The 21,972-nt window shown below is 64.6% G+C and carries 23 protein-coding genes; 12 read left to right on the top strand and 11 right to left on the bottom strand.

Going from position 1 to position 21,972, the window contains the following annotated elements; all coding sequences use genetic code 11:
• Window positions 1-14: 14 nt before the first annotated feature.
• Entirely contained in the window at window positions 15-1,250 is a 1,236-nt protein-coding gene (locus ACNJX8_RS40050; RefSeq protein ID WP_439359061.1) for a DUF2252 family protein, read from the top strand.
• A gap of 147 nt (window positions 1,251-1,397) precedes the next feature.
• Window positions 1,398-2,537, top strand: a complete 1,140-nt coding sequence (locus tag ACNJX8_RS40045; RefSeq protein WP_128937637.1) for an amidohydrolase/deacetylase family metallohydrolase — start codon at window positions 1,398-1,400, stop codon at window positions 2,535-2,537.
• A gap of 6 nt (window positions 2,538-2,543) precedes the next feature.
• On the opposite strand, the gene ACNJX8_RS40040 is transcribed toward ACNJX8_RS40045, so the two are convergent.
• The 3 genes from ACNJX8_RS40040 to ACNJX8_RS40030 are packed head-to-tail and all read right to left on the bottom strand — an operon-like array spanning window position 2,544 to window position 4,038.
• Window positions 2,544-3,140 carry a TlpA family protein disulfide reductase gene (locus ACNJX8_RS40040; protein ID WP_439359060.1) on the bottom strand — a complete coding sequence of 199 codons (597 nt, stop codon included), beginning with the start codon at window positions 3,138-3,140 and terminating at the stop codon, window positions 2,544-2,546.
• A complete protein-coding gene (locus ACNJX8_RS40035) occupies window positions 3,133-3,594 on the bottom strand; it encodes a DsrE family protein (RefSeq protein WP_439359059.1) in 462 nt (153 codons plus the stop codon). Before ACNJX8_RS40035 ends, ACNJX8_RS40040 begins: the two co-directional genes overlap by 8 nt.
• Window positions 3,595-3,609: 15 nt before the next feature.
• On the bottom strand, window positions 3,610-4,038 hold the full coding sequence (locus tag ACNJX8_RS40030; RefSeq protein WP_439359058.1) for a DoxX family protein: 429 nt from the start codon (window positions 4,036-4,038) through the stop codon (window positions 3,610-3,612).
• Window positions 4,039-4,143: 105 nt separating this feature from the next.
• On the opposite strand from ACNJX8_RS40030, the gene ACNJX8_RS40025 reads away from it, so the two are divergent.
• Window positions 4,144-5,028 carry a LysR family transcriptional regulator gene (locus ACNJX8_RS40025; protein ID WP_439359057.1) on the top strand — a complete coding sequence of 295 codons (885 nt, stop codon included), beginning with the start codon at window positions 4,144-4,146 and terminating at the stop codon, window positions 5,026-5,028.
• A gap of 4 nt (window positions 5,029-5,032) precedes the next feature.
• Here ACNJX8_RS40025 and ACNJX8_RS40020 read toward each other — a convergent pair whose 3' ends face one another.
• Window positions 5,033-6,178, bottom strand: coding sequence for an acyl-CoA dehydrogenase family protein (locus ACNJX8_RS40020; protein ID WP_128940402.1), 1,146 nt, complete (start codon window positions 6,176-6,178; stop codon window positions 5,033-5,035).
• A gap of 140 nt (window positions 6,179-6,318) precedes the next feature.
• Entirely contained in the window at window positions 6,319-7,263 is a 945-nt protein-coding gene (locus ACNJX8_RS40015; RefSeq protein WP_439359056.1) for an SDR family NAD(P)-dependent oxidoreductase, read from the bottom strand.
• 72 nt (window positions 7,264-7,335) lie between these two features.
• Here ACNJX8_RS40015 and ACNJX8_RS40010 point away from each other — a divergent pair, with 72 nt between their 5' ends.
• Both ACNJX8_RS40010 and ACNJX8_RS40005 read left to right on the top strand, forming a co-directional pair.
• The gene (locus ACNJX8_RS40010) at window positions 7,336-7,992 is read left to right on the top strand and encodes a TetR/AcrR family transcriptional regulator (RefSeq protein ID WP_439359055.1); all 657 of its coding nucleotides are present in this window, start codon (window positions 7,336-7,338) and stop codon (window positions 7,990-7,992) included.
• A gap of 19 nt (window positions 7,993-8,011) precedes the next feature.
• Window positions 8,012-8,689 (top strand): alpha/beta hydrolase family protein, encoded by a 678-nt coding sequence (locus ACNJX8_RS40005; RefSeq protein ID WP_439359054.1) that lies wholly within the window; start codon window positions 8,012-8,014, stop codon window positions 8,687-8,689.
• Between the two features lie 3 nt (window positions 8,690-8,692).
• On the opposite strand, the gene ACNJX8_RS40000 is transcribed toward ACNJX8_RS40005, so the two are convergent.
• Window positions 8,693-9,667, bottom strand: coding sequence for a ketopantoate reductase family protein (locus ACNJX8_RS40000; protein WP_128937001.1), 975 nt, complete (start codon window positions 9,665-9,667; stop codon window positions 8,693-8,695).
• A gap of 154 nt (window positions 9,668-9,821) precedes the next feature.
• Here ACNJX8_RS40000 and ACNJX8_RS39995 point away from each other — a divergent pair, with 154 nt between their 5' ends.
• Window positions 9,822-10,625 carry an enoyl-CoA hydratase-related protein gene (locus tag ACNJX8_RS39995; protein ID WP_439359053.1) on the top strand — a complete coding sequence of 268 codons (804 nt, stop codon included), beginning with the start codon at window positions 9,822-9,824 and terminating at the stop codon, window positions 10,623-10,625.
• A 3-nt stretch (window positions 10,626-10,628) separates the two neighbouring features.
• Here ACNJX8_RS39995 and ACNJX8_RS39990 read toward each other — a convergent pair whose 3' ends face one another.
• Window positions 10,629-10,901: a hypothetical protein gene (locus ACNJX8_RS39990; RefSeq protein ID WP_128936999.1), complete on the bottom strand. Its 273-nt coding sequence runs from the start codon at window positions 10,899-10,901 to the stop codon at window positions 10,629-10,631.
• A gap of 141 nt (window positions 10,902-11,042) precedes the next feature.
• Complete coding sequence (locus ACNJX8_RS39985; RefSeq protein ID WP_128936998.1) at window positions 11,043-11,927, bottom strand: LysR family transcriptional regulator; 885 nt, start codon at window positions 11,925-11,927, stop codon at window positions 11,043-11,045.
• Window positions 11,928-12,038: 111 nt separating this feature from the next.
• On the opposite strand from ACNJX8_RS39985, the gene ACNJX8_RS39980 reads away from it, so the two are divergent.
• From ACNJX8_RS39980 to ACNJX8_RS39965, 4 genes are all read left to right on the top strand, one after another.
• Window positions 12,039-13,406 carry an FAD-dependent oxidoreductase gene (locus ACNJX8_RS39980; protein WP_439359052.1) on the top strand — a complete coding sequence of 456 codons (1,368 nt, stop codon included), beginning with the start codon at window positions 12,039-12,041 and terminating at the stop codon, window positions 13,404-13,406.
• 42 nt (window positions 13,407-13,448) lie between these two features.
• Window positions 13,449-14,453: an ABC transporter substrate-binding protein gene (locus ACNJX8_RS39975; RefSeq protein WP_091893558.1), complete on the top strand. Its 1,005-nt coding sequence runs from the start codon at window positions 13,449-13,451 to the stop codon at window positions 14,451-14,453.
• Window positions 14,454-14,739: 286 nt separating this feature from the next.
• Complete coding sequence (locus tag ACNJX8_RS39970; RefSeq protein ID WP_439359051.1) at window positions 14,740-15,513, top strand: ABC transporter ATP-binding protein; 774 nt, start codon at window positions 14,740-14,742, stop codon at window positions 15,511-15,513.
• On the top strand, window positions 15,506-16,330 hold the full coding sequence (locus ACNJX8_RS39965) for an ABC transporter permease (protein WP_439359050.1): 825 nt from the start codon (window positions 15,506-15,508) through the stop codon (window positions 16,328-16,330). Before ACNJX8_RS39970 ends, ACNJX8_RS39965 begins: the two co-directional genes overlap by 8 nt.
• Window positions 16,331-16,606: 276 nt before the next feature.
• Here the strand turns inward: ACNJX8_RS39965 and gtdA are convergent, their stop codons facing one another.
• A complete protein-coding gene (gene gtdA / locus ACNJX8_RS39960; protein WP_439359049.1) occupies window positions 16,607-17,647 on the bottom strand; it encodes a gentisate 1,2-dioxygenase in 1,041 nt (346 codons plus the stop codon).
• Between the two features lie 103 nt (window positions 17,648-17,750).
• Between gtdA and maiA the strand changes: the two genes are divergently transcribed.
• Both maiA and ACNJX8_RS39950 read left to right on the top strand, forming a co-directional pair.
• Window positions 17,751-18,383 carry a maleylacetoacetate isomerase gene (maiA, locus tag ACNJX8_RS39955; protein ID WP_439359048.1) on the top strand — a complete coding sequence of 211 codons (633 nt, stop codon included), beginning with the start codon at window positions 17,751-17,753 and terminating at the stop codon, window positions 18,381-18,383.
• Complete coding sequence (locus ACNJX8_RS39950; protein WP_164934761.1) at window positions 18,373-18,885, top strand: MarR family winged helix-turn-helix transcriptional regulator; 513 nt, start codon at window positions 18,373-18,375, stop codon at window positions 18,883-18,885. The genes maiA and ACNJX8_RS39950 overlap by 11 nt, the downstream gene beginning before the upstream one ends.
• A 219-nt stretch (window positions 18,886-19,104) precedes the next feature.
• On the opposite strand, the gene ACNJX8_RS39945 is transcribed toward ACNJX8_RS39950, so the two are convergent.
• Window positions 19,105-20,718 (bottom strand): benzoate-CoA ligase family protein, encoded by a 1,614-nt coding sequence (locus ACNJX8_RS39945; protein WP_439359047.1) that lies wholly within the window; start codon window positions 20,716-20,718, stop codon window positions 19,105-19,107.
• Window positions 20,715-21,854 carry an FAD-dependent monooxygenase gene (locus ACNJX8_RS39940; RefSeq protein ID WP_164934760.1) on the bottom strand — a complete coding sequence of 380 codons (1,140 nt, stop codon included), beginning with the start codon at window positions 21,852-21,854 and terminating at the stop codon, window positions 20,715-20,717. The genes ACNJX8_RS39945 and ACNJX8_RS39940 overlap by 4 nt, the downstream gene beginning before the upstream one ends.
• Between the last annotated feature and the right edge of the window lie 118 nt (window positions 21,855-21,972).

Raw genomic sequence — 21,972 nt, 5'->3', positions numbered from 1 at the left:
GCGCCAGGACTACCATGCTCGCTCTGCGATTGAATATCCGGACGCCTGTTCATAGCGAAACAGCCCGCAATCATTTCCGCGAACTCGCTCATCATCATTCTTTTTGGAAAGTTCTGGCGGTGATCAAGCAGAAGTCAAATAGCCGCGGCGGGATCGGGCCGCGTTCATTTCTGGACGACAATAGAGAGTTCGAGCGCTGGCTGCGATCCCAATGCAAGGTCGTCGAGCGCGACCTCGACGAAAAGCACAAAAAGATGAAGGACGATCCGTTCGTCTTCCTTCGTGCAACCTTCTTCCGCTGGGCCAGGTCTATCGAAGCGCTCTGCCCGGAGTTGACGGACGCGCCGCGCGTGCCGTCCGTGGGGGACACCCATATCGAAAATTTCGGGACTTGGCGCGACGCGGAGGGACGCCTCGTCTGGGGCGTCAACGATTTCGACGAAGCCGCGAGCATTGCCTATCCCTTCGACCTCGTGCGCCTTGCGACAAGCGCCCGGCTCGCGCCAAAGGCCAAGAAAAAGAAGGCGAGGGCCATGACCCACGTCGGCAATGGTGACGCCGCAAAGGCGATTCTCGATGGTTACAAGGAGGGTCTCAAACAACCGCGGCCCTCACTCCTGGATGAGCAGGCGAGCTGGATGCGCGCTTACGTGACATGCACCGACGACGAACGCCATGAGTTCTGGGACGACGTGGAGAAATATCCACGAGCGAAGCCACCGTCTGCTGTTGCCGCAACACTCCGCAAGAAATTACCGCCCGGTGCCGCATTCGATCGCTTCGCGACGCGCGTGGCAGGTGTCGGCAGCTTGGGCCGGCCGCGATTCCTCGCCATTGCCGATTGGTGCGGCGGCCAAATCGTCAGGGAAGCTAAGGCGCTGGTGCCGTCGGCCTGGGATTGGGCGCATGATCGGAAAGGCAAGCTGCGCTTTCTCGACCTCGCAAAAGGTTCGTATCGAGCTCCCGATCCACATCTCGTGCTCGAACGCCAAAATGGCTTCGTGATCCGGCGCCTTGCGCCCGACTCCCGCAAGATCAATCTCGGGGATCACGCGAACATGAGCCTGGAGCTCGATCTGCTCAACGTCATGGGCTTTGACATCGGCGCCATTCACGCCGCGACGGCAGGCGCATCGACCACGATCGCCGCAGACCTGATTAAACGCGACAACGATTGGCTGCATGCTGCTGCAAAGGCCGCCGCCGCATTCGTCGAAGATGATTTCAAGGAGTGGCGCAGGCACGGTTGACCGGCGAGCGGTGGGCTCCGTTCTCGATCACCTCCGCGCTTTGCCCGGTTGGTGCAAGATTTGCTACACGATTTGCTATAGGCAGGACGGCGACTAAGGTCGCACGGCCGCCATCTGCAATGCCTGGCCACAATTCCGGAGACGACGATGCCTTTCGACTTGATCCTGCGCGGCGGCCGTGTGGTCGATCCGTCCCAGAAGCTCGACGCCGTGACTGACATCGCCTTTGCCGGCGGCAAGGTCGCGGCGGTCGGCGGCGGGCTCAAGGCCGATCCGGGCACCGAGGTCCGTGACGTCTCGCGCTACATCGTCACGCCGGGGCTGATCGATCTCCATACCCACGTTTACTGGGGCGGCACCTCGCTCGGCATCGATGCCGAGGAATTTTGCCGCCTCTCGGGCGTCACCACGGCGATCGACACCGGCAGCGCGGGGCCGGGCAATTTCGCCGGCTTCCGCAAGCATGTGATCGAGCCAAGCCAGGTCCGCATCCTTGCCTATTTGCACGTCTCGCATGCCGGCATCTTCGGCTTCTCGCACCGGATCATGGTCGGCGAGAGCGAGGAGCTGCGGCTGATGAATCCGGTCGATGCGGCGAAAGTGGCCGATGCCAACCGCGACCTCATCGTCGGCATCAAGGTGCGCGTGGGACTGCATTCGTCGGGCACGTCGGGAACCGTGCCACTCGACATCGCGCTTCAGGTTGCCGACGAGGTCGGCATGCCCCTGATGGCGCATATCGACCATCCGCCGCCGAGTTACGAGGAGGTGTTGGCGCGCCTGCGTCCCGGCGACGTGCTCACCCACGCGTTCCGGCCCTTCCCCAATACGCCGGCGACTGCGCAGGGCACGGTGAAGAAGGCGGTGCTGGACGCACGCGAGCGCGGCGTCCTGTTCGATATCGGCCACGGCAAGGGCTCGTTCGCGTTCAAGACCGCGCGCGCCATGCTCGCCAACGGCTTCTATCCGGACACGATCTCCTCCGACATCCACATGCTGTGCATCGACGGTCCCGCCTATGACCAGGTCACGACCATGTCGAAGTTCCTGTGCATGGGCATGGAACTGCCGGATGTGATTGCGGCCTCGACGGTGAATGCGGCGATGGCGCTGCGGCGCCCGGAGCTCGGCAGCCTCAAGCCGGGCAGCGTCGGCGACGCCACGCTGATCTCCGTCAAGCAAGGCCAGTTCGATTATGAGGACGTCGTCGGCGAGCACCTGATCGGTAACAGGAAGATCGTCTCCGAAGGCGTCGTCATCGGCGGCCGCTGGTGGCATCCGAATTGAACGGCCCTAAGCTTGCTCGCGATAGAATTGGAGCAGCCGCGCGCCCGCGGGCGAGAGCCAGTCGGGCGCACCGGTGATGTAGCCCTCGACGCGGCCGCTCATTCCGACGAGATAGGTGATGGGCATGCCGACGAGCGAGAACATCGCGGTGGATGCTTCGGCCGCTGTGCCATAGGCATCGATGTAGCAGGCGAGATTTGGCACGGCGAGGCCGCCAAGGAATGTGCGGATCTTGCGCAGGTCTTTGGTGTCCGTGCAGACCGCAACGATGTCGAGCCGGTCAGGCCGTGATGCCGCCAGACTTGCGAGCATGGGTAGATCGAGCCGGCAGGCGGCGCACCAGGTGGCCCAGAAGTTCACCAATGTGATGTGGCCCGGCTTGGCCGTCACGACAGCGTCCCGACCGTGCGGGTCCTGAAGCCTGAGCTGTGGCATCGGCGCGCGGGGCCGCACCACAGTAAATTGGCTGCGGCCGGCCTCGAACACTGGCGGCCAGCTGTCCTGCGCGCCGCTTGCATGCGGGACAGCGAGAGAGGCTGCCGCGGCCATCAGGATCGATCGTCGCGACAGCACTGAGCCTCCTTCGCGCGCTGTCTCACGCATGGATATAGGCCCAGCCCTTCAGCTGCAGATCGACCACGCGTCCGATGCCGAACGGGACGAGGCTCGCGCCTGCTATCAGCGGGATCGAGACCTGCTCCTTGGCTTCCGCAATCGCCTTGGACGAGGCGCACATGCTGTAGGCAAGGTTCGGCAGCGACTGCCGCAGCGTCGCGAGCGGCTCGACCAGCGGCGTCTTGTCGGCCCGGAAGACGTCGATGCCCTTGCCGTTGGCGACGACCTCGATCAGCAATTTCGCGCCCCTCTCGGCAAAATGCTTGGAGAGATTGGCGGAATAACTGATCGCGTGACCCATGACGTAGGGCTCGTTGCTGTCGATCAGGATCACGACGCCGTCGGCGAGACGATCCTCCTTGGCCGCGGCGGGGCCGCCGGCCGTGAGGATTGATGCGCCGGCGAGCAGCCCCCTGCGGGACCATCCGTTGGCTGAGATCATGGCTGTGGCGACCGGTCAGAACTGACGCGGTGCGATCGGTGCCTTGCTGTTGCGTCCCCACAGCACGAACAGGCTGAGCGCCAGCAGGACGACGTTGAGCGGCGCGATCGGAGCCTCGCCGCGCGAAATGTGGAAGAAGAGCGCGAACACCTGCAGCACCGCGCAGCCCAGCGCGGCCAGCACGGTCAGCCGCGGCAGGATCCGTGTCAGGGCCGGCAGCAGAATGCCGATCCCGCCGGCGAGATCGACCAGCGCGATCGCGCGAACAAACGTTTCGGAATATTGGCCGGCCCAGGGCATCATCGCCGCAAGCTGGGGAATGGGTGTCGTCAGCTTGACCAGCCCCGCCGAGATGAAGACGAAGGCGAGGAGGACCTGCGCGACCCAGAGGCCGATGCGCAAGGCACGGCCGGGGGCGGCGGTCTCGATGATGGTGGTGGACATGGTGGTTCTCCAGGGGATGTGAGAGTGGCCACCATTTGATAGTTTCCCTATTCTTGATCATTATCTGCTCCAGGGTTGGTTCATTTCCTGGATATTGATGATCTCATGGACACGCTGGTCAGCATGAGGGTGTTTTGCCTGGTCGCCGAGCTGAAGAGCTTTGCGGCCGCGGCGCAGCGCCTGCGCATCTCGCCCGCCATGGCGAGCAAGCATGTGATGCAGCTCGAGAAGCGCCTCGGCACCCGCTTGCTCAATCGGACCAGCCGGCGCGTCAGCCTGAGCGAAAGCGGCGCGCTCTATTTAGAGCAGGCGCGGCAGATGCTCGACTCGCTCGACGAGGTCGAGGCTGCCGTCAGCAAGGCGACCGTTGTTCCACGCGGCACGCTGCGGTTGACCGCGCCGGTGTGGATGGCGAACGCGATCTTTGCTGGCGTGCTGGCAGACTATCAGGCGCGCTCTCCGGACGTGCGTCTCGATGTCGATCTCAGCGGACGGCTGGTCAATCTGGTCGAGGAGGGATTCGACCTCGCCTTGCGCGCGACCGGCGCGCCCGACGAGGCGTTGATCGCGCGGCCCATCACCAGAGTCCCGTTCTATTTGGTTGCAGCCCCTGCGTTTCTCAAACGCGCGGGCCGCCCGGCGACCTTTGCCGATCTCTCCGGACAAGCGCTGTTGCACTACGCGCTTTATCCCGGCGAGAGCTTCTCCTTCCAGGGCGAACACGGCCCCGAGACCGTAAAGCTCAATCCGGTGCTACGCAGCGCCAACGAAACGCTGCTGCACGTGGCTGCGCTCGAAGGCATGGGCCTCGCCTTCCTGCCGAAATGGCTGGTCACTGATGACATCGCCGCCGGACGTCTCGAGCACCTCATGTCCGAGCAGGTCATCTTCGAGGGAAAGCTGTTCGCGGTCTATCCGAGCCGCAAATATCTCTCAGCGAAAGTGCGGACCTTCATCGACTTCATCGCCGCCGACAAGCGGATGAAATGAACGGCTACAGCGACCTCGCAATCAACAGCTTCATGATTTCGTTGGTGCCGCCGTAGATCTTCTGGATGCGGGAATCGATGAAGATGCGCGAGATCGGATATTCCTGCATGTAGCCATAGCCGCCGAATAGCTGCAGGCATTCGTCGGCGGTCTCGACCTGCTTCTCCGAGCACCAATATTTCGCCATCGACGCCGTCACGGTATCGAGGTCTTTGGCGATCAGTCGCTCGATGCACCAGTCGACGAAGACGCGCGCGATCATTGCCTCGGTCTTGCGCTCGGCCAGCGTGAAGGCGGTGTTCTGGAAGTCCATCAGCGGCTTGCCGAACGCCTTCCGCTCCTTGGTGTACTCGGTGGTGAGCTTGACCGCGCGCTCCATCGAGGCGACGGCGCCGACCGCGAGCGCAAGGCGTTCCTGCGGCAATTGCTGCATCAACTGCACAAAGCCCTGGCCCTCCTCCTTGCCTAGCAGGTTTTCGGGTGGCACGGTCACGTTGTCGAAGAACAGTTCCGACGTGTCGGAGGCGTGCAGGCCGATCTTGTCGAGATTGCGCCCGCGCTTGTAGCCGTCCGCGCCGGCGGTCTCGACCACGATCAGCGAAATGCCCTTGGCACCAGCATCGCCGGTGCGCGCGACCACGATGACGAGATCGGCGGCCTGGCCGTTGGTGATGAACGTCTTCTGGCCGTTGATGACGTAGGAATTGCCCTGCTTCTTCGCCGTGGTCTTCACGGCCTGCAAATCCGAGCCGGTGCCGGGCTCGGTCATGGCGATGGCCCCGACCATCTCGCCCGAGGCCATTTTCGGCAGCCAGCGCTTCTTCTGCTCCTCCGAGCCGTAATTGAGGATGTAGTGCGCGACGATGGCGCTGTGCACGGAGACGCCAGTCGTCAGCTCCGGCACCGTGCTCTCGAGATCGTCCAGCACCGCCGCGTCATAGGCGAAGGTGGCGCCCAGCCCGCCATATTCCTCCGGCACGCTTGCCAAGAGCGCGCCCATCTCGCCGAGCCCGCGCCAGGCGAAGCGGTCGACCATCTTCTGCTCGCGCCATTTTTCGGCGTGCGGCGCCAGGTCCTTGGCAAGGTATTTCCGGAACTGGTCGCGGAAGATTTCGAGCTCTTCGGTCATCCAGGAGGAGCGGTAGGACATGGAAACCTCGATCGGTGATGTCGCGCCTTGCGACAGCCAGCGTGTCAGGCCTGCCACAACGGCCGGCACGGGCGCAAGGCTGCTCCTCTTGGTACGCCATTCGAGCTCGCCGCGAATTGTGTTTTCAGGCTGCGCCCGGTCTAGCCGCCATGTGCGGTCTTCCCGCCGTCGATGACGAACTGACCGCCGGTCGTGTAGGGATGATCGTCGGAGGCCAGCACGAGCGCAAAGGCGGCGATCTCCTCGGGGGTTGCCACGCGCTGCAAGCCCGGAACGTTGGATTTGGCCCATTGCGCAATGCCGACGTGCCAGGCTGCATCGGGCAGATTCTCCATGCCGGCGAGCCGGCGAATCATCGGCGTGTCGGTGGTACCGGGAACCAGTGTGTTGATGCGGATGCCATGTTTTGCGTAGTCGAGTGCCGCGGCCTGGACCAGGCCGACCAGTCCGCGCTTGGCCGCCGAATAGGCCGAGCGTTTGGCTGTCGTGGCAATGGCGTTCGACGACGCCGTGACGACGATCGCGCCGCCTTTCTCCAGCATGTGAGGGATCTCATACTTCATCGACAGAAATACGCCGCGCAGGTCGGTGCTGATCACGTCGTCGAATTCGGCCGCGCTGTATTCGTGAAGGGGACGCTCGATGGAAATGCCGGCGTTGTTGAAGGCGACGTCGAGCCGTCCGTAGCGTTCGATCGTCTTGTCGACCAGCGCCTTGATCTCGGCCTCGTTGCGGACGTCGGCGCGAATGAAGACCGCGTCGCCGCCGGCCTCGCGCACCTCGTTCTCCACCTGTTTGCCGCGCTCGGCGTTGCGGCCGCAGAAGGCGACCTGGCCGCCTTCGGCCGCGAACATCAGCGTCGCGGCGCGGCCGATGCCGGAGGTGCCGCCCGTGACGATGACGACCTTGCCCTCGAATCGGCGCTTGCCGCTGGGCTTCTGCTGCGGCAGCGTCGCGCTCTGGCCGAGCGCCACGCCGCCGGCGAGGCCACCGACGGCGCCCGCGAGCATGCCGAGCGCGGCGCCTCCGACCAGATGACGCCGCTTTACGGGACTGCTTGCGGTGATATCCTGCATTTCGGTCATTTCGAACTCCGGGGCCACTCATCTAAACAGTGTTAAGATAGATATGCCGCAATCTGAACAGTGTCAAGTTACATGAAGAAACACGCCCCCTCCGCCAAGCGCGGCGCCGGCGCGACGCGGGCAAAGCCGGAGCCCGGTTATCATCACGGTGAATTGCAGGAGGCGTTGATCGCTGCGAGCGAAGCCATTCTCGCCGAGCAGGGTGCCGAGGGTTTCACGCTGCGCGAAGCCGCGCGACGCGCCGGGGTTTCGCCGGCTGCCCCGTCGCATCATTTCGGCAACGCGCAGGGGCTTCTCACCGAAGTCGCGATCCGCGGTTACGGCGCGCTTGCCGGCGCCTTGCGCGAGGCGGCATCCGTCAAGCAGGGTGCGCGCGACAAGCTCCATGCCCAGGGACTTGCTTATGTCAATTTTGCGCTGACACATCCCGGCCGGTTCCAGATGATGTTTGCGAACAAGCGCCTCGTGGCAGACGATCCGCGTCTGAGGCAGGCGAGCAGGGCCGCCGGTCACGCGTTCGAGATCGTCGTCGCCGAGTTGGTCGGCGGCACCGCGAAGGAGGCGAAGACAGCGGCTGCGGCGGCCTGGTCCACCGTTCACGGCTTTGCCAAGCTTGCGCTTGAGGAGAAATTCGGCTCTGTGAGGAACGAGGTTGGACGCCGCGAGATCATGATGACGCTCGATCAAGTCCTGAACTATCTATGGCCGGCAAGCGGCGCGCACCGTTGAGTGAGGGCCTGACGACGTCATGACAAGCAAGACGACGGAGCTCAAGCTCGACATTGAACGCATCGGCATGGTGTCCGCGATCCTGACGATTCCGGCCCATGCGCGCGCCTGCTACGTCCTCGCGCACGGCGCCGGTGCGGACATGCGGCATGCCTTCATGGAGAAGGTCGCCGCGGGCCTTGCGGAGCGCGGCATTGCGACGTTCCGCTTCAATTTTCCCTACATGGAGGAGAAGAAGGGGCGTCCCGACCAGCCGGCCGTCGCGCACGCCGCCATCCGCGCGGCGGTTGCTGAGGCTGCCCGGCTCTGCCCCGGCATCACGCTCATCGCCGGCGGAAAATCGTTCGGCGGGCGCATGACATCACAGGCGCAGTCCAAGGCTGCATTACCTGATGTCAAAGGGCTCGCCTTCCTCGGCTTCCCCCTGCATGCGGACAAGAAGCCGTCCTCCGAGCGCGCCGAGCACCTCGCCGGCATCGCTATCCCCATGCTGTTCTTGCAAGGCACCCGCGATGGGCTTGCCGATCTGGGCTATCTCAGGCCTGTCATCGAGAAGCTCGGCCCGAAGGCGACGCTGCATCAGGTCGAAGCCGGCGACCATTCGTTTGCGGTGCTAAAGAAGTCCGGCCGCACCAATGACGAGGCGCTGACAGAGGTGCTCGACACGCTGGCGGCCTGGATCGACGGGCTCGCCTGAATCTCAGGCCGAGTAAAGCCCCTTGTCGCGCGCCTTCTGAATCGCGAGCGCGGCGATCAGGTCGAGCGTCGGCGTCGACAGCCCGGCGGTGCGGGCGAAAGCGGCAGGCGCTTTCACCAGCACGTCGATCTCCATGGCGCGGCCGAGCTCGTAGTCCTGCAGCAGCGACGGCTTGTGGTTGGGGGCGGGGCCGCTGCGGGTCACGCGTTTGACCTCGGGAATGAAATGCTGGGCGATGTCGTTGGCCTCGTTCAGCATGCGCGGGATGACTTCAGTGAAGGCGGGATCGTCGCGCACGCCGCGCGCGGTCTGGCCGGTGAGCAGGCACAGCACCGACAGCGACATGTTGGTCAGCAGCTTTGACCAGATCGCCTCGCGGATCTCGGCCACCGGCGGCGATTCCAGCCGGGCATCGTTGAAGACGCCGCGCAGCTTGGTGATGCGCTCGCAATTGCGGTCGTCGCATTCCCCGATCAGCAGGCGGTTGCGGTCCGGCGTCAGGTTCTGCACCACGCCGGGCGCGATCACCTCGTTGGAGGAGAAGACGACGCCGCCGACGATCCGTTCCTTCGGGATGCAGGCACGCAACCGACCACCGGGATCGAGGAAGGAAATGTCGGGCGGGGTCGGGTGCCGCGGCGGCAGGCCGATGCCGTACCACCAGGGAATGCCGTTCTGCGCGAACACGATCGCTGTGTCGTCCTGTAGCAGCGGCTTGATGTTGGAAACCAGTCCCTGAAGTGCGGTCGCCTTCAGCGTCGAGATCACGACGTCCTGCGGGCCGAGCTGGGCCGGATCGCCTGACGCGTTCACCTTGGCGCTGACCTCGGAATCGCCGACGCGCAGCTTGAGGCCGCCGGCGCGCGCCGCCTCCAGATGCGCCCCCCGCATCACGCACGAGACCTCATGGCCGGCGCGTGCCAGCCGGACCGCAATGTGGCTGCCGACGGCGCCCGCGCCGAAAATGCAGATGCGCATGTGCTGTCCCGTCCTGTCCCTTGGTGCCATCAGGTGCCAGCATGACACAAGCCGCCATGCGATGGACGCGGCCGCCCTACGCCGTAAAGATATGGATCAGGACACGCGCCCTCGGCCATAGTGCGCAGCAAACAAACCGACCGGAGGATCGCCGATGCCCGCCAACCCTGTCCTGTGGACCCTTGATGAGCGCGGCGTCGCGACCGTCACCTTGAACCGTCCCGAGGTCAACAACGCCTATGACGGCGCGCTGATCGCGGGCGTGCTCGCGGCCATGGACGATCTCGGCAACAAGCCGAACTTGCGTGTCGTGGTGCTCCGCGGCAACGGCAAGCATTTCCAGGCCGGCGCCGACCTCAAATGGATCAATGGCGTGCGGCCGCAATCGACTGCAGCGAACGAGACGGCGTCACGAGCGACCTTCGAGGCCGTGCAGCGGCTCAACACGCTGTCGGTTCCGACGGTCGCGCTGGTGCAAGGCGGCTGTTTTGGTGGCGGCACCGGCGTGATTGCGGTCTGCGATGTCGTGATCGCGGCCGAAAACGCGCTATTCTCGATCACCGAGGTGCGCTGGGGCTTGACCGCGGCGATCATCATCCCGCAGCTCTGCGACGCCATCGGCGCGCGCCAGGTCCGCCGGTACGCCCTGACCGGCGAGCGCTTCGGCGCCGAGGACGCCCGCCGCATCGGCCTCGTCCACGAGGTGGTGCCGCTCGCCGATCTCGAAGCCGCCGGCGCCAAGGTGGTCGAGCAGCTGCTCGCCAACGGGCCGGAGGCGATGGCCGAAACCAAGCGCCTTGCGCTGGAGAGCTCGTTCGGCGGAATGGCGGTGGACGATGCGGCGTACACGCGCCTCGTGCAGCTGCATTCGCTCAAGCGCCAAAGCGCGGAGGCCGCGGAAGGACTGGCGTCCTTCGCGGAGAAGCGGGCGGCGAATTGGGATGGCGCGAAAACTTGAGCCTCAGCAGCCGCGGCAGATGTTGTTGATGCTGCGATAGACCGCGTCGTCGTCCTGCCGCATCTGGCGCAGCGTTTCGAGCGTCTTGCTCTCGCCGGTCGGCGCGGCCGGCTTGCGTCTTTCGGCGAGCTCTTCCTCCTGCCGCTTGTAGCAGGCTTCGCGATCGGGCTTGGCCTGGATGAAGCGGCAGTTCTGCTCCAGGGCTGCGGCGGGAGCAGCTGAGATCAACAGGGCGATCAAAGCGGGGAGGGGAAATTTCATAAGCGTCGAGTCCATGCTGGCACTTCTGTCAGGTCCGTCATTCCCGGGCAACCGTCTCGAGGCAAGCATGTAGCCCGGATGGAGCGGAAGCGAAATCCGGGGCCGGTGTCCCCGCATTCCGCTGCGCTCCATGCGGGCTACGGCGCGCCGCAAGGCTCACAGCGACGTCGCCAGTGATGTTTTCAGCAGCGTGAGCAGCGCCTGCACCGCAGCGGCGTTGCGGCGCCGTTCGGGAATCGCGGCCTTCACCCACAATTCCGGAATCGGGAAATCGCGCAGCACCGGCTTGAGCGTCCCATCGCGCAAGGCATCCGCGACGAGATAATGCGACATCAGCGCAATGCCGTTGCCGGCGATGGCGCTGCGCGCCAGCACGTGCCCCTCGTTGGAGGAGAGCAGCGGGCTGACCTGGATGCTGATGCGGCCGCGCGGTCCGTCGAAGACCCATTCCGGGCCGGTCGGCATGAAGCTGAGGCAGCGATGCTCGACCAGATCGCGCGGATGTTTTGGCGTGCCGTGCTTCTTCAAATAGGCTGGTGAGGCGCAAAGCAGCCGCTTCAACGGGCACAGCGGCTCGTCGACCACGCCGCCGAAGGAATGCGGGAAGGCGCCGATGGCGATGTCAAATCCTTCGGTGACGGGATCGACCGGGCGATCGATCAGAACGATCTCAAGCTTCAGCCGCGGGTTCTGGGTCTGGAACGCGCTGAAGGCGTCGGCGAGACGCGCCACAGTCAGCGAGGTCGGCGCCTTGATGCGGAGGTGATCGACGAGATCGTGGCCCTTCTCGCCCATGCGCGAGAGCAGGTCGGTGGCGTCAGCCACGACGCCGCGCGCGCGATGCACGTAGCGCTGTCCGGCCTCGGTCAGTCGCAACTGCCGGGTCGAACGGTGAAACAACGGCGTGCCGATGCGGGCCTCCAGTTGCGTGACGCGCTTGGCGACGACCGAGGTCGAGACATCAAGCTTTCGCGCGGCGGCCGAGAATCCGGCCGCATCCGCCGTGGCGAGGAAGGCTTGCAGGTTCACGAGGATGTCCATGGCGACCTTTCTCGATTCGCGAAAGCTGATCGCGTATTTTGGTGGATTGTAGCCCCTCGCGCGTTAATTCATAGTCGTTCCTAAGCAAAGGATTTCGGGAGCGGACGCGCCATGCGGGCCATGACGATCGAAGAACCGGCACGACAGGTGCCGCTCTATGGCGAGTATGAAGTCGTCGTGCTCGGCGGCGGCCCCGCCGGCATTGTCGCCGCGGCCTCTGCCGCGCGCGCCGGGCGGAAGACGCTGCTGATCGAGCGCTACGGCTTTCTCGGCGGCATGGGCACGGCGGCCGGCGTCACCAATTTCTGCGGCCTGCATGGGAATGTCTACGGCCAGGCGCACCGGCTGGTGCAGGGCATGGCGTCCGAGCTGCTGGCGCGGATCGATCGGCTCAACGGTCTCAATGCGCCGCACCTGATCCTCGGCAAGGTCTTTGCACAGGCCTATGACACCGCCGCCTACAAGATCGCGGCCGACGAATTGCTTGCCAGCCACAAGGTACACATCCTCTTCCATGCACTCGGCGCCGGCGTGGTGATGGGCGACGACAGCCGCATCGATGCGCTGATGGTCGAGACCAAGGCCGGCCGGCGGGCAGTGCGATCTGAGATCTTCATCGACTGCTCCGGCGACGGCGATCTCGCGGTGTGGGCCGGTGCGCCGTTCGAAATCGGCGACGAGCACGGCCATCCGATGTACCCCTCGATGATGCTGCGTCTCAACGGCATCGATCCGGAGAAGGCGGGCGATGCCTGGCGCACCATTCCGCAATTGATGGAAAAGGCCATCGCGGCTGGCACCCACACATTCCCGCGCAAGAGCGCGATCGTGCGGCCGCAAAAATCCGGCATCGAATGGCGGGTGAATTTCACCCAAGTGGCGCGCGAGGACGGCCACGCCATCAACGGCGTCGAGCCCGACGATCTCACCCGCGGCGAGATCGAGGGCCGCAAGCAGGCGCTTGCCGCGTACGAGTTCCTTCGTAGCACCGTGCCTGGCTTCGAAAAGTCCTACATCGTCGACCTGCCGCCGCAGCTCGGCATCCGCGAGACCCGCCGCATCAAGGGTGGCTACCAGCTCAGCGGTGCGGACGTGCTCGGCTGCGCATCGTTCGAGGATTCCATCGGCGTCAATGGCTGGCCGATCGAGGCCCATGTGCCCGGCGACGTCGTCTTCACCTTCCCGGCGATCCCGGAATCGCGGGGCTATAACGAGCTGCCTTATCGCATGCTGGTGCCCGAAGGCGTCGACAATCTCCTGGTCGCCGGCCGCTGTGCCTCGATGACCCATGAGGGCCAGTCGGCGGCGCGGGTCTCCGGGGCCTGCTTCGTGATGGGCGAGGCCGCCGGTTCCGCCGCCGCGCTGGCGCTATCCGGAAACCGGATCCCGCGTGACATCCCCGTTGAAAAATTGCAGGAAACGTTGAAACAACAGGGCGCCTTCATCGGGCGAGACCAGACGGTGCCCGAGGGCCTGTAGCGGACGGCAAGAACGACCAAGAGAACCACTGGAGGAAACGGGATGATCGGGATTGCGCGGCTCGCGCTAGTGGGCCTTTTGGCGATCATGGCGATGAGCACGGCCAGGGCCGAAGACGCGCTGAAGGCGAAGATCGGCGTGCTTCGTCTGTCGTCCTCCGCGCCGGTCTTCATCGCGCAGGACAAGGGCTATTTTCGTGAGGCCGGCTTAGAGGTCGAGCTGAAATTCTTCGACGCGGCGCAGCCGATCGCGGTCGCCACCACCTCCGGCGACGTCGATTTCGGCATCACCGCCTTCACCGCAGGTCTCTACAATCTCGCCGGCAAGGGCACGCTGAAGGTGATCGGCGGCATGAGCCGCGAGAAGGCCGGCTATCCCCTGATCGGCTATTTCGCCAGCAACAACGCCTATGCCGCCGGCCTGAAGACGCCGAAGGATCTTGCCGGCAAGCGCGTAGCGGTGACGCAGGTCGGATCAAGCTTTCACTATTCGCTCGGCCTGCTCGCCGACAAATACGGCTTCAAGCTTACGGACGTGAAGATCGTGCCGCTGCAATCGCTGTCGAATGCGGCGGCTGCGCTGAAGGGCGAGACCGTCGATGCGGCGCTGCTGCCGATCTCCACCGCACGCAAGCTGATGGACGAGGGCGGCGCAAAGTTTCTGGGCTGGGTCGGCGACGAGACGCCCTGGCAGCTGGGCGCGGTGTTCGCCTCGCCGAAGACGCTGACCAACAAGGTGCTGGTGACAAAACTGCTCGGCGCGCTCGCGAAGGCCGACCGCGAATATCACGACGTCATCCTCGCCGCGATGAAGGACGGCGTTGCGCCGATCAACGACAAGACGAAGCCGCTCTTGGAGATCATCGCCAAGTACACCAATTTGCCGGTCGAGCAGGTGGTCGGCAATTGCGCCTATATCGACCCCGACGGCAAGCTGGACGTGAAGAACGTCGACAACCAGATCAAATGGCTGCAGGAGCAGGGCTTTGCCGACAAAGGCTTCGATGCGAACGCGATCATCGCGAAGGACTATGTGAAGGCGGATTGATGTTGACGATGCAGACTCTTGCGGCGAGCAATCTGCCACCCTCCCCTGGAGGGGGAGGGTCGATCGCACCGGCGATGCGCAGCATCGACCGCGGCGAGCGGGGTGGGGTGAGCCACGGCGGCGGTCTGTCCGTCGTTCGCTCTGATCGTTCGCGGAAAGCGCGAGAGCAGGCATCGTCAGCATCAATGCGAATAGACCGTCACCCCACCCCGGTTTGCATTTCGCTTCGCTCAGTACGAACCGACCCTCCCCCTCCAGGGGAGGGTGAAGAAGGCGGGCTCGCCGCATGGATCTGATCGCCGACCACATCTCCCACCGCTTCGGCGATCTCGCTGTGCTCGACGACGTCTCCTTTACGGTCAGCGCCGGCGAGGTGGTGGCGATCGTCGGTCCCTCCGGTTGCGGCAAGAGCACGCTGCTGTCGATCCTGGGCGGCCTGCTGCAGCCGACCTCCGGTGCGCCCGAGCTGCGCGGGACGCCGCCAGCGGACAGCCTCAATCCGCTGACCTTCGTGTTCCAGGATTTTGCGCTGCTGCCATGGGCGACGGTCGAGGAGAACGTCGAATTCCCGCTGCTGCATACGCAGCTCTCGGCGACGCAGCGCCGCGCGCTGGTCGACGATGCGCTCCGCCGCACCAGCCTGACCGATTTTCCCAAAACCTATCCAAAGCAGCTCTCTGGCGGCATGCGCCAGCGCGTCGGCATTTCGCGCGCGCTTGCGGTCAAACCTGCGATCCTGCTGATGGATGAGCCGCTGTCGGCGCTGGATTCGCAGACGCGTGAGCTGTTGATGGAGGATTTCGTTAGCCTGCTCGCCGATGGTGGCATGGGCGCGGTCTATGTCACCCACAATCTCGAAGAGGCGGCGCGGCTCGCCGACCGCATCGTGGTGTTGTCGCGGCGGCCGGGGCGGATTCGCGAGGTCGTGACCGTGCCGATGACGCGCGCCGAACGCGGCGGGACCGCGGCGCGGGAGAAGCTGCTCGCGCTGCAAAACCAGATCTGGTCGCTCATCCGCAATGAGGCGATCGATGCCGAGCGCGAGGTCCAACATGCTTGATCGGGCCTTGGCGGAAACTTCAGCGAAGGACGCGGCGACCCGGCGCGTCCGCTTCCGCGGTGCGGGCTTCGTGCCTGCGTCGAGCCGCTTCAGTGGCTGGATCGCGCTCGCGCTCGTCATCGCGGTCTGGCAGGCGGCCGGTACCCTGGGCCTCGTCAATCCGCTGTTCCTGCCGGCGCCATCGGCGATCGCGCGCGCGATCTACCAGCTCGCAATCTCCGGCGCGCTCTGGCAGCACGTTTCGGCCTCGCTGCTGCGCATCGGCGTCGGCTGGCTGCTCGGGACTGCGGCCGGCGTTGCCGTCGGCTTCGCCATCGGCCTGTCGCGGCTCGCGCGCAGCGTCGGCATCACCTTCATCTCGGCACTGTTCCCGATCCCCAAGATCGCGCTGCTGCCGCTGTTGATTCTCTGGCTCGGCATCGGCGAAGAGCCGAAGATCGCGACCATTGCGCTCGGGGTGTTCTTCTCGACCGCGATCTCGGTCTATAGCGGCGTTGATGCGGTGCCGCGCAACCTGATCCGCATGGCGCAAAGCTTCAACGTTCCCTTCGCCACCATCGTACGCAAGGTGATCTGGCCCGGCGCGCTGCCCGCGATCCTCGCCGGCTTCCGTATCACCGCCTCAGTCGCGCTGCTGCTGGTCGTCAGCGCCGAAATGATCGGCGCGCAATACGGCATCGGCGCCTTCGTGCTCCAGGCCGGCAATCTGATGCAGACCGATCAGCTGCTCGCGGGCGTGGTGATCCTGTCGGTGTTCGGGCTTGCGGTGGGGAAAGTGATCGGCTGGCTGGAGATGCGGCTGTTGCACTGGCGGTGAGGCATTCTCCGTCATTGCGAGTGCAGCGAAGCAATCCAGGGTTTTTCCACGGTGACAGTCTGGATTGCTTCGCTGCGCTCGCAATGACGATGTGGATGGAGACGCGCGCCAAAATTTCCGTCGTCGTCCCGGCGAAGGCCGGGACCCATACCGCGTGATCTAACAAGGAACTTGTACCGACGAAGATAACTACAAATCTTCGCTAAACTACTTCCTGTGGTTATGGGTCCCGGCCTTCGCCGGGACGCCACCGAGTACTTTGGCTAGCAGCCTGCCTCACGCGTTCCCGCGATCTTCCCGGAACAGATCCAGCTTCTGCTGCACCGGCCGGTCCGAGAAGCTGAACAGCACGGCGTCCTCGTCCGCCTCGTGCGTGACCCAGTGCCAGCTCGGCACCACGAACAGATCGCGCGGGCCCCATTCGAAAACGGTGTCGCCGATCCGACTGCGCCCCTTGCCCTCGATCGGGCAAAACACCGTCGCATCGGTCGCGCGATAACGTGTGGTCTTGAAACCCTTTGGCAAGAGCTGGATGAAGGTGCCGATGGTCGGCATCGCGAAATCGCCGGTCTCGGGATTGCTGAACTTCAGCTTCAACCCGTGGCAGGCGTCCCATTCCTGGCTTACGCGGGCTTTCTCCAGGGCTTCGCGGGTGTAGGCATAGGGATAGCTGAAGATCGGCGAGGTCTTCGAGCTCCGTTTCACGTCCACGGGCAGCAGATTGTGGCCGTAGCGGGCGAAGCTGTCGCCGGCCGGCTTGGTGATCTTCTGCTGGTCTTCCTTGGAGCCTTCCGCAAAGGAGCAGTCGAAGAACTGCACCAGGGGGATGTCGAGACCGTCGAGCCAGAACATCGGCTGGTCAGTTTCGTTGGAATGATCGTGCCAGGTCATCGACGGCGTGATGATGAAGTCCCCGGGCTCCATCGCGGTGCGCTCGCCGTCGACGGCCGTGTGGGCGCCCTTGCCCTCGAGCACGAAGCGCAGCGCCGACTGGCTGTGGCGATGGGCGGGCGCGACGTCGCCGGGCACCACCATCTGCACGCCGGCATAGAGCGACGTCGTGATCTTGGACTGTCCGCGCAGGCCCGGGTTCTCCAGCACCAGCACGCGCCGCTCGGCTTCCTTGGCGGTGATCAGCTTGCCAGCTTCCGTCATGTAGTCGCGGATGACGTCGAACTTCCAGAGATGCGGCCGGCAGGCGCTCTTCGGCTCCGGCGTGATCAAATCGCTCATCACCGTCCACAGCGCGGTGAGATTTTCGCCGTCGATTTTCCGGTAGAACGCCTCGCGTTCCGGCGTCTTGGTCACGGCTTCCATGGTTGCTGCTCCCGATCGTTTTGTTGATTGACAGTATACTGACGATCTAGGTAGCGTCAACGCGGCGAACGACGTACAAGCAACAGGAAAATGGGAGGTCTCGATGAAGCTGCACGGCTATTTCCGCTCCAGCGCCGCCTATCGGGTGCGGATCGCGCTGAACCTCAAGAGCCTCGGTGCCGAGCATTTGCCGCATCATCTGCGCAAGGGCGAGCAATGCGCGCCCGCCTATCTCGCCATCAACCCGCAAGGCCTGGTGCCGGCGCTGGAGAACGATGCGGGTGTAGTGCTGACCCAATCGGTCGCGATCATTGAATGGCTCGACGAAATGCACCCCAATCCGCCGCTGCTGCCGAGGGATCCGCTGCGGCGCGCCAAGGTGAGGGCGTTCGCGCTGGCGATCGCCTGCGATACCCATCCGGTGCAGAACCTGAAGGTGCTGGCGCGGCTGCGCGAGCTCGGCCTTGCCGAGGAGAAAGTCCAGGAGTGGGCGGCCTGGGTCAACCGCGAGGGGCTGTCGGCCTGCGAGACACTGATCAGGAACGAGCCTGGGCCGTTCTGCTTCGGCGATGCGCCGACGCTCGCCGATCTCTGTCTGGTGCCGCAGCTCGCCAATGCCCGCCGCTTCGGCGTCGATGTGTCTGCCTATCCGCGCCTGCTGACGGCAGAAGCCGCCGCCAAGGCGCTAGCGGCCTTTGCCGATGCCGCTCCGGAGAAGCAGCCCGATGCCGAGTAAGCCTCTTCCTCCGATCACCATGGACGCGGTCTATGCCGCGCCGGGCTATCTGTTCCGGCGCATGCAGCAGATCGCGGTCTCGATCTTCATGGAGGAGTGCAAGGCGTTCGATCTGACGCCGGTGCAATATGCGGCGCTGATCGCGATCCACACCCATCCCGGCATCGACGCGACGCGTCTGTCGGCGGTGATCGCCTTCGACCGCTCCACGCTCGGCAGCGTGATCGAGCGGCTGCAGGCCAAGGACTATATCGAGCGCAAGCCGGCACCCGAGGACAAGCGGATCAAGCTCCTGTACCTGACGAAATCCGGCGCCGCGATCCTGCGCGAGATCATCCCCGCCGTCGAGCGCGCCCAGGCGCGCATGCTGGAGCCGCTCAAGCCCACTGAGCGCAAGGCGCTGCTGGGACTCTTGGTGCAGCTGGTCGACCTCAACAACGAGGCGTCACGGGTGCCACTGCGCGCAGAGGACGCGCTGGAGCATCTGGGGAAGGGTGGGTGACTGGCTCCAATTGTGGAGCGACGCTGTCGCCTCAATCTCAACTGTCATTCCCCGCGAAGGCGGGGAATCCAGTACGCCGCGGCGTCTAGGTTCAATCACGACCGTCTCGGCGTACTGGATCGCCCGGTCCCGGCTCCGCCAAGGCTACGCCGGGGCCACAAGGGTGCTTGGCCGCCGAAGCTTCAGCGGAGGCGGCAAGCCGGGCGATGACAGCAGTGGCTACATCCTCAGCAACGCCTGCCGGTCAATCTTCCCCGTGCCCGTCTTCGGCAGCTCGTCGATGAAGATCACCTCGCGCGGATATTTGTAGGGCAATAGCTTGCCCTTCACATAATCCTGGAGCTTGCGCGTCGTCTCGCTCTGGTCGACGCTCCGGTTGTTCATCACCACCACCGCCTTCAGCGTCATGCGCCGGTCCGGCAGTTCGGCCGCGAACACCGCGCATTCGCGGATATCCGGGTGATCGGCGAGGCACAGCTCGACCTCTAGTGGGTAGACCCACTGGCCCGAGATCTTGATGAGATCGTCGGCGCGGCCACGGAAGAAGTGGAAGCCGTCGGCATCGCGCACGAAACGGTCGCCGGTGTAGATCCAGCCGCCGTCGCGGATGGTCTCGGCGGATTTGTCCGGCCGGTTCCAGTACAGCGGTGTGTTGGAATCACCGCGCACCCACAAGATGCCTTCCTCGTCGTCGGCGACGTCGCGGCCGTCCTTGTCGCGCAGCGCGACCTCGTAGCCGGGTACGCGCAGGCCGGCGGCGCCGAGCTTCTTCTGCTGGGGACGATTGGAGAGATAGATGTGCAGCACCTCAGTCGAGCCGAGGCCCTCGACGATCTCGAGGCCCGTGAGCGTCTTCCAGCCGTTGAAGACTTCGGCGGAGAGCACCTCGGCCGCGGAGAGCGACATGCGCAACGACGAGAAGTCGGTCTTCTCAGCGCCTTCGGCCCTGGTCAGCGACGTGTAGAGCGTCGGCAGGCCGAAGAATACCGTCGGCTTGTACCGCGTGATCGCCGAGAAGATCGCCGCGGGCTTCGGCTGGCCCGGCAGCAGCAGTGTTGCCGCGCCCGCCGAGAACGGGAAGGTGACGGAATTGCCAAAGCCGTAAGCGAAGAAGATTTTCGGCACTGAGAAGCAGATGTCGTCAGGCGTCAGCTTCAATACGCTCTGCGCAAAGGCGGCCTCGCTATAGGCCATGTCGTGCTGGAGATGCACGATACCCTTGGGCCGGCCGGTGGAGCCGGAGGAGTACATCCAGAACGCCATCTCGTCGCGATTCGTGTCGGCTTCGGCGAGCTCGGCCGGGAATTGCATGAGCCAGCTTGCCGCTGCGATCGCAACAGGCGCCGCGTGGTCGCGCGCTTCGCCATTGACGACGACCAGCGTGCGCAGCTCCGTGTCCTTGCAGGCTTCCGCATTGAAGCGCGTCGCGAATTCGGCATCGGCCACCGCAACGGTCGCGCCGGAATCGGCGAGATAGAATTGCAAGAGGTCTGGCGGCGTCAACGTGTTGATCAGGAGCGGCACGAAGCCGGCACGCACCGCGCCGAAGAAGGCGGCGGGGTAGGCCGGCGTGTCGTCGAGGAACAACAGCACGCGATCGCCGCGCTTGAGGCCGAGCGATGCGAGGCCGTTGCCCCAGCGGCAGGCCTCCGCGCAGAGCTCGGCATAGGTCCGCTTGCCCGCCGGACCGATCAGCGCGAGCTTGTCGCCGCGTCCTTTGTCGAGATTGTCGAACAGCACGCGGCTGGCGTTATAGATTTGCGGAACGGCAAAGCCGATCTCGCGTACGCCCGCGCTGTCCGCGGGCACCTGGTCGGGAATCACGTTGCTCATGCCGCACCTCCGCCGTTCTTGGCGACCTCGTAACGCGCCATGAAGGCTGGGGACATCGCCCGCAGCCGGGAATCGTCGATGCGGCCGGACCGGGTGATGTAGCTGTAGGCGAAATCCATCAGATCGAGCTGCATGTGCTCGGCAAAATGCTCGTACCAGAAGGCCGAGGTGCGCGCGGCGTTGACGAGCTTCTGCACCACCGGCTTGCGCGCGGCCTGGTAGCGATGCAGCGCGGTCGCCAGATGCGCGTCCGATTCCAGCGCCTTGACCAGCGCGATGGCGTCCTCGATCGCGAGCCGCGTGCCCGAGCCGATCGAGAAATGCGCCGAGTGCAGGGCATCGCCGAGCAGCACCATGTTCTTGAACGACCAGTACTCATTCCAGACCCAGGGAAAGTTACGCCAGACCGATTTGTTGGAGATGAGGCAATGGCCGCCAAGCGTATCGGCAAACACCTCCTCGCAAATGCCCTTGGACTGCTCGACGTCCTTGTAGGCGAAGCCATAGGCCTGCCATGTCGCGTGATCGCATTCGACCAGGAAGGTGCTCATGGTGGGCGAGTAGCGGTAGTGATGGGCGTTGAAGGCGCCGCGGTCGGTCTTCACGAAAGTCTGCGACAGCGTGTCGAAGCGCTTCGAGGTGCCGTACCAGACGAACTTGTTGGAGGAGTAGGACAGCGAGGTGCCGAAATCGCCCTCATAGGCACGGCGCACCAGTGAGTTGAGGCCGTCGGCGGCGACGATGAGGTCGTGGCCGTTGAGCTGGTCGATCGCGTGGATCTGGGTATCGAAGCGCGGGGTGACGCCGGCATCGAGCGCGCGCTGCTGCAGGAACTTGAGGAGCTCGAGCCGTCCGATCGAGGAGAAGCCGACGCCGTCGATGGCGACGCTATCGCCGTGCAGGTTCAGCGTGATGTTCTCCCAGCTCTCCATATGCGGCGCGATCGCATCGACCGTTTCGGGGTCGTCGGCGCGCAGGAATTCCAGGGCCTGGTCCGAGAACACGACGCCAAAGCCCCAGGTCGCGTCGGCCGGGTTCTGTTCGAACAGGTCGACTTGATCCTCGGGGTGACGCTTCTTCCAGAGATAGGCGAAGTAGAGCCCACCGGGCCCCCCGCCAATCACGGCGATCCGCAACGTCTGCCTCCCTAATTGACAGTATACTTACTATCTAGGGGTAGACTAATGTGCTCCGGCGTCCGGCGCCAGCAGAATTATCGGCAAAGCGTGGCGCGCCGAAGCTCGCTCTCGGACC

This window comes from Bradyrhizobium sp. SPXBL-04 (genome assembly GCF_051853035.1).
Taxonomy (GTDB): Bacteria; Pseudomonadota; Alphaproteobacteria; order Rhizobiales; family Xanthobacteraceae; genus Bradyrhizobium; species Bradyrhizobium zhanjiangense.
The sequence above is the reverse complement of the archived record's forward strand: the minus strand, read 5'-3'. Positions and strand labels throughout refer to the sequence as shown.

Excerpts from the sequence above, each read along its gene's own strand:
- ACNJX8_RS40050 (WP_439359061.1), top strand. The coding sequence starts at position 15 with ATGCTCGCTCTGCGATTGAATATCCGGACGCCTGTTCATAGCGAAACA.
- ACNJX8_RS40045 (WP_128937637.1), top strand. The coding sequence starts at position 1,398 with ATGCCTTTCGACTTGATCCTGCGCGGCGGCCGTGTGGTCGATCCGTCC.
- ACNJX8_RS40040 (WP_439359060.1), bottom strand. The coding sequence starts at position 3,140 with ATGCGTGAGACAGCGCGCGAAGGAGGCTCAGTGCTGTCGCGACGATCG.
- ACNJX8_RS40035 (WP_439359059.1), bottom strand. The coding sequence starts at position 3,594 with ATGATCTCAGCCAACGGATGGTCCCGCAGGGGGCTGCTCGCCGGCGCA.
- ACNJX8_RS40030 (WP_439359058.1), bottom strand. The coding sequence starts at position 4,038 with ATGTCCACCACCATCATCGAGACCGCCGCCCCCGGCCGTGCCTTGCGC.
- ACNJX8_RS40025 (WP_439359057.1), top strand. The coding sequence starts at position 4,144 with ATGGACACGCTGGTCAGCATGAGGGTGTTTTGCCTGGTCGCCGAGCTG.
- ACNJX8_RS40020 (WP_128940402.1), bottom strand. The coding sequence starts at position 6,178 with ATGTCCTACCGCTCCTCCTGGATGACCGAAGAGCTCGAAATCTTCCGC.
- ACNJX8_RS40015 (WP_439359056.1), bottom strand. The coding sequence starts at position 7,263 with ATGACCGAAATGCAGGATATCACCGCAAGCAGTCCCGTAAAGCGGCGT.
- ACNJX8_RS40010 (WP_439359055.1), top strand. The coding sequence starts at position 7,336 with ATGAAGAAACACGCCCCCTCCGCCAAGCGCGGCGCCGGCGCGACGCGG.
- ACNJX8_RS40005 (WP_439359054.1), top strand. The coding sequence starts at position 8,012 with ATGACAAGCAAGACGACGGAGCTCAAGCTCGACATTGAACGCATCGGC.
- ACNJX8_RS40000 (WP_128937001.1), bottom strand. The coding sequence starts at position 9,667 with ATGCGCATCTGCATTTTCGGCGCGGGCGCCGTCGGCAGCCACATTGCG.
- ACNJX8_RS39995 (WP_439359053.1), top strand. The coding sequence starts at position 9,822 with ATGCCCGCCAACCCTGTCCTGTGGACCCTTGATGAGCGCGGCGTCGCG.
- ACNJX8_RS39990 (WP_128936999.1), bottom strand. The coding sequence starts at position 10,901 with ATGGACTCGACGCTTATGAAATTTCCCCTCCCCGCTTTGATCGCCCTG.
- ACNJX8_RS39985 (WP_128936998.1), bottom strand. The coding sequence starts at position 11,927 with ATGGACATCCTCGTGAACCTGCAAGCCTTCCTCGCCACGGCGGATGCG.
- ACNJX8_RS39980 (WP_439359052.1), top strand. The coding sequence starts at position 12,039 with ATGCGGGCCATGACGATCGAAGAACCGGCACGACAGGTGCCGCTCTAT.
- ACNJX8_RS39975 (WP_091893558.1), top strand. The coding sequence starts at position 13,449 with ATGATCGGGATTGCGCGGCTCGCGCTAGTGGGCCTTTTGGCGATCATG.
- ACNJX8_RS39970 (WP_439359051.1), top strand. The coding sequence starts at position 14,740 with ATGGATCTGATCGCCGACCACATCTCCCACCGCTTCGGCGATCTCGCT.
- ACNJX8_RS39965 (WP_439359050.1), top strand. The coding sequence starts at position 15,506 with ATGCTTGATCGGGCCTTGGCGGAAACTTCAGCGAAGGACGCGGCGACC.
- gtdA (WP_439359049.1), bottom strand. The coding sequence starts at position 17,647 with ATGGAAGCCGTGACCAAGACGCCGGAACGCGAGGCGTTCTACCGGAAA.
- maiA (WP_439359048.1), top strand. The coding sequence starts at position 17,751 with ATGAAGCTGCACGGCTATTTCCGCTCCAGCGCCGCCTATCGGGTGCGG.
- ACNJX8_RS39950 (WP_164934761.1), top strand. The coding sequence starts at position 18,373 with ATGCCGAGTAAGCCTCTTCCTCCGATCACCATGGACGCGGTCTATGCC.
- ACNJX8_RS39945 (WP_439359047.1), bottom strand. The coding sequence starts at position 20,718 with ATGAGCAACGTGATTCCCGACCAGGTGCCCGCGGACAGCGCGGGCGTA.